Source organism: Streptacidiphilus neutrinimicus, assembly GCF_000787815.1.
Classification (GTDB): domain Bacteria; phylum Actinomycetota; class Actinomycetes; order Streptomycetales; family Streptomycetaceae; genus Streptacidiphilus; species Streptacidiphilus neutrinimicus.
The window spans coordinates 1-1,443 of the sequence record NZ_BBPO01000128.1; the positions used below are offsets into that span (position 1 = coordinate 1).

The following is a 1,443-nucleotide window of genomic DNA, read 5'->3' on the forward strand; positions in this document are numbered from 1 at the left end:
GACCGCTGCCTAATGCTGAAGTCAAGCCACGAGACGGAGTTGTGGCCGGGCCCGGTAGGGCTCCCGGTCGCGGAGCATCGCGTAGAGGACGTTGACCCGGCGCCTGGCCAGGGCGATGAGCGCCTGATGGTGCCGTTTGCCCTCGGACTTCTTCCGGTCGTAGAAGGCGCGGGAGGTCGGGTCGCGCTGGAGCGCGCAGAAGGCCGACTGGTAGAAGACCCGCTTGAGGGCCTTGTCGCCGCCGGTGGCGCTGCGCGAGTAGCGGATCTTCCCGGACTGGGTCGTCACCGGGGCCAGTCCGGCCGCGGCAGCGAGGGCGTCCCCGCTGTCGAACCGCCGGATGCCGCCGACGGCGGCAAGGAACTCGGCGGTCAGAGCGGCCCCCATCCCCGGCAGGCTGCGGATGAGGGCCCCGTCAGGGTGGTCGTCGACCAGGGCCTCGATCTCGGTCTCGACCGCTTGCAGGCGGGCCTTGCCCGCGAGGAGCTGGTCGGCGAGTTCACGGATCAGCGCGGCCGTGCGCCGCTCGCCGACGATGGTCGTGCGCTGGGCCTGGGCCGTGGCCGATGCCTTGTCGGCCAGCGCTTTCGCGGTCGGGCTCTTGACTCCTCGTTTGCGCAGGTAGTCCGCGATCCGGGTGGCCCCGGCGCGGCGGATCTCGGCCGGCGTCACGAAATGGCCGAGCAGGATCAGGCTGCTCTTGTTGGTGGGGTCGGTCACCCGTTCCAGCCCGGGATGGATGCCGGTGAGCAGGTCGCGCAGTCGGGCGGCGGTGGCCGTCGCTTCCTTGACCAGCGTGCTGCGGTGTCCCACCAGCAGGCGCAGCTCCACCTCGCTCTCCGCGGAGAGGGGGATCTCGCGGAGATCGTCGCGGAGCATGACCTGCTCGGCGATGACCTTGGAATCGCGGGGGTCGGACTTGTTCTCTCCGCCGCGGGTGCCGCGGCGCGCGCGATTGACGGCCAGGCCGGCACGTGGACGCAGCGCAGTCCGGCGGCCAGCAGCATGGCCGTGAGCAGGGCCGCGATGCCGCCCATGATGTCCAGGCCGACAGTGACCTGCCCGTGCTCAATCTGAGTGGCCATCAACTCGGCGATGGCCTGGTCGATAGCGCCGGGCTCGTTGTCGACCCGGTGGTGCAACAGGAGTTGTCCCCGCTCGTCGGTGACGGCGAGCCAGTGGAACTCCTTGGCGATGTCGAAGCCAGCAGATGCGGTCATGGCCGTGTGCCCCTCCTCGCGACGCGTGCGGCGCGACTCCTCCCGCCTGTCCTCGCCCTACCAAGCGATGGTCCGCAGAGCCTAATCAGCAGTCCAGAAGAAGTGGCGGGACAGGGGGAACAGCGATCTGAGCCATTGGAGGCAGCCAGCATGAGAACCATCCCTGCCCCACCCGCGCCATCCCAGAGTCGCGAACTCTCGGGACGCACTCAAGAAGGTAGGG

Annotated in this window: 1 pseudogene; it reads right to left on the bottom strand. The window is 69.6% G+C overall.

From position 1 onward, the window contains the following. Positions 1-21 precede the first annotated feature (21 nt). Positions 22-1,220: pseudogene (locus TR48_RS36720) on the bottom strand (IS110 family RNA-guided transposase). Positions 1,221-1,443: the final 223 nt, after the last annotated feature.